This is a genomic window from Citreimonas sp., from assembly GCF_042096055.1.
Classification (GTDB): Bacteria; Pseudomonadota; Alphaproteobacteria; order Rhodobacterales; family Rhodobacteraceae; genus Citreimonas.
On sequence record NZ_JBELMH010000004.1, the window covers coordinates 76832 to 79803 of the forward strand.

The 2972-nt window shown below is 68.7% G+C and carries 3 protein-coding genes and 1 pseudogene; 1 reads left to right on the forward strand and 3 read right to left on the reverse strand.

Going from position 1 to position 2972, the window contains the following annotated elements:
* The 3 genes and pseudogenes from ACFDTC_RS02330 to ACFDTC_RS02340 all read right to left on the reverse strand — a co-directional run.
* A pseudogene (locus tag ACFDTC_RS02330) lies at positions 1-362 on the reverse strand (4-carboxy-4-hydroxy-2-oxoadipate aldolase/oxaloacetate decarboxylase); the annotation flags it as partial.
* A gap of 11 nt (positions 363-373) precedes the next feature.
* Complete coding sequence (locus ACFDTC_RS02335) at positions 374-1351, reverse strand: CobW family GTP-binding protein (RefSeq protein WP_375257255.1); 978 nt, start codon at positions 1349-1351, stop codon at positions 374-376.
* Positions 1352-1354: 3 nt separating this feature from the next.
* Complete coding sequence (locus ACFDTC_RS02340; RefSeq protein ID WP_375257256.1) at positions 1355-2461, reverse strand: zinc-binding dehydrogenase; 1107 nt, start codon at positions 2459-2461, stop codon at positions 1355-1357.
* Positions 2462-2583: 122 nt separating this feature from the next.
* Here ACFDTC_RS02340 and ACFDTC_RS02345 point away from each other — a divergent pair, with 122 nt between their 5' ends.
* Positions 2584-2877, forward strand: coding sequence for a hypothetical protein (locus ACFDTC_RS02345; protein ID WP_375257257.1), 294 nt, complete (start codon positions 2584-2586; stop codon positions 2875-2877).
* Positions 2878-2972 lie beyond the last annotated feature (95 nt).

Here is a 2972-nt window from a genome sequence, read left to right on the forward strand (position 1 = left end):
AGTTCGTCCACGTCGCGGCAGCCCGCGTCGATGATCAGCCCGCGCACGCCGCGCGTCTTCAGGATGGTGCCGATCAGCTCGCCGAAATAGCCCGAATGCGCCTCGGCTATGGGGGCGGCGACCAGGATGTCGCCGTCCCGGCACTGCTCGGTCGCGACGTGGATCATCCAGTTGTCGCCCGGCGGCAGCGTGCAGGTGACGGCCGTGCCGCTGACGGCGGGGCCGCGCCAGATCGGGCGCAGGCGCTGGTGCATCAGGCCGGTGCGGCCCTGCGCCTCGTGCACGGTGGCCACGCCGAACTCGGCCAGGCGGTCGGTCGCGGCCTTCTCGGCGCGGGTGATGTCGGTGACGACGACGGGCATGCGGTCCTCCCTCAGGTCCCTGTGGCGCGGCAGGCGGAAAACCCTTCGCGCAAGCCGGCGCGGTCCAGCGACCGGCCGATGAAGACGATGCGGCTGGCGGGTGGCTCGGTGCCCCAGGGGGCGCCGAAATCGCCTTCGATCATCATCTTGACCGCCTGCAGCACGAAGCGGCGCTCCTCCCCCGCGAGGGCCAGGATGCCCTTGGTGCGCAGGATGTCCTCTCCGCGCACCGACAGCAAGCGCTCGAGCCACGCCTCGACCGCGTCCGCGTCCAGGGCCGCGTCCTCGTGCAGCGTGACGCTCTCGATACCGTCGGCGGCCACGTGGTCGTGGTGGTCGTCGGCGGACAGGGGGGCGAGGTCGTCCGCCACCCGCGCCAGATCGAAACTGCCGGTGTCCAGCACCGCCGCCGCGTCCACCCGCCCGCGGTCGCAGCGCAGGATCGCCGCATGCGGGTTCACCGCCCGCAGCCGCGCCGCGACCGCATCGGCGTCGGCCTCAAAGGCCTTGTTCAGCACCAGCACGCTGGCCAGCGCGACCTGGTCCACCGCGTCGCGGCTGTCATCCAGCCGCGCGCCGGCATTCACCGCGTCGACCACCGTCACCACCGCGTCCAGCCGGCATTGCGCGCCCAGGTGCTGGTCGGCGGTGAAGGTCTGGATCACTGGGCTGGGATTGGCCACGCCCGTCGTCTCGATCAGGATGCCGTCAAGGTCCGGCGCGCGCTTCAGCAGGCCGCGCAGCGTGCGGATCAGGTCGCCCCGCACCACGCAGCACAGGCAGCCCGAGCTCAGCTCGATCAGGTCCTCGTCGCCGGTTTCGATCAGCTCGCCGTCGATCCCGGCCTCGCCGAACTCGTTCACGATGACAGCGAAGCGCCGCGCCGTGGTCTGCAGCACGTGGTTCAGCAGCGTCGACTTGCCCGCGCCCAGGTACCCGGTCACCACCGTGACCGGGATGCGCGTGTCCGAAGGCGCGCCCGCCGCCAAGGCTCAGGCCCAGGGCAGAAGCGAGACGTGGATCACGTCGCCGCTGGCGCCCACCGCCTTGATCGCCTCGTGGGTCTCTTCCAGCTTGAAGCGGTGCGTGGTGATCAGGTCCAGCGGGAAGCGGTCCGAGTTCAGCTGCTGCAGCGCCAGCTCGCACGACTGGTAGTTGTGCCCGCGCGCGGCCTTCACGGTGATGTACTTGTTGGCGATCTTGCCGAAGGGAAAGTTCGGGAACTCGGCCAGCCCCTCGCCCTGGATCAGTAGCGTGCCGCCCTTGCGCTTGAGCGCCTCGATCCCCAGCAGGGTGGGGATGGTGCCGGCGCCGGCGGTACAATCCAGCGCCACGTCGACGCCTTCGCCGCCGGTCGCCTCGCGGATGGCCTCCAGCGGATCCTGCTCGTCGACGTTGATCACCACGTCGGCGCCCAGCTTCTTCGCGACCTCCAGCCGCTTCACGTCCTTGGACGTGCCGGTGACGATGATCAGCGACGCGCCGGCCTGCTTGCAGGCGACCACCTGGCTCAGCCCCTGCTGTCCGGGACCTTGTACCAATACACGCGAATTGTACCCCACGCCGCAATCGAACAGCGCCCATTGTATCCCGTTCGCCATCGGCGTGACCACGCCCGCAAGCTCGGCCGACAGCCCGTCGGGCACCTTGTGCAGCACGGCGTTCCACGGCAGGTACATGTACTGCGCGAAGCCGCCCCACAGGTGCGGCGCCCGCGTCATCGGCGTGTAGCCGAAGCGTATCCCTTGCGGGTTCTTGCGCCAGTCGGTCGCCATGCACAGGCGGTAATCGCCCCGGTGGCAGTGCTCGCAGTTCATGCAGCCGACGTAATGCTCGGCAAAGACCAAGTCGCCTTCCCTGAGGCCGCGGCGCTTCTGGAACAGCTTGCCGGCCTTGGCGATTGTACCGATATTCTCGTGCCCCATGATGACCGGGTCGTCGATCGGCGGCTTGGAGTAGAACTTCACGTCGGTGCCGCAGATGCCAGCGACCTCGATCTTCAGCAGCGCGCCGTCGTCGGGCACGTCGGGCATGTCGAACTCGCGGAACTCGGTCTTCTCGGGACCCGTCCGCACGGCGGCAAGCACTGTCTCGGCCATGACCGTCTCCTCCCTCGATCGGCGTTGACCCATGGCTAGCAAAGGGGCAGACTGCAGACAAGAACAAAGTTCCACATGAAGGAACGACGCCAACAACGCCCCGACCCGTCGCCGGAGGATGAATGTTCACCACGCGCAGCCCCGCGCGCGACACGCTCGAACACCTCGACCGGATCGAGGCCTGGGTGCGCGCGCGGTTCTCGGTTCCCGACGACCAGATTGTCCTGGTGTCCGAGGAACGCGGCCGCGTGCCCGGCTTCCCGCCGCGCCTGACCACGGTCCTGTTCTGGATGGCGCGCGACGAACGCTACAGGTTCAGGGTGTTCAAGCCCGCCGCCCAGGTGGATAAGTCGGACCTGCCGCTGGCCTGGCTGCGCCCCGCGCTGATCGACGACGGCGACGCCGATTGCTGCTGAGACCACGAGAGGAAAGACATGGCCAAGAAAGTTTTGAAGACCGCCACGCGCATCCAGGGCAACAACCGCGCCCTGCAGGACGGCAGCGTCACGGC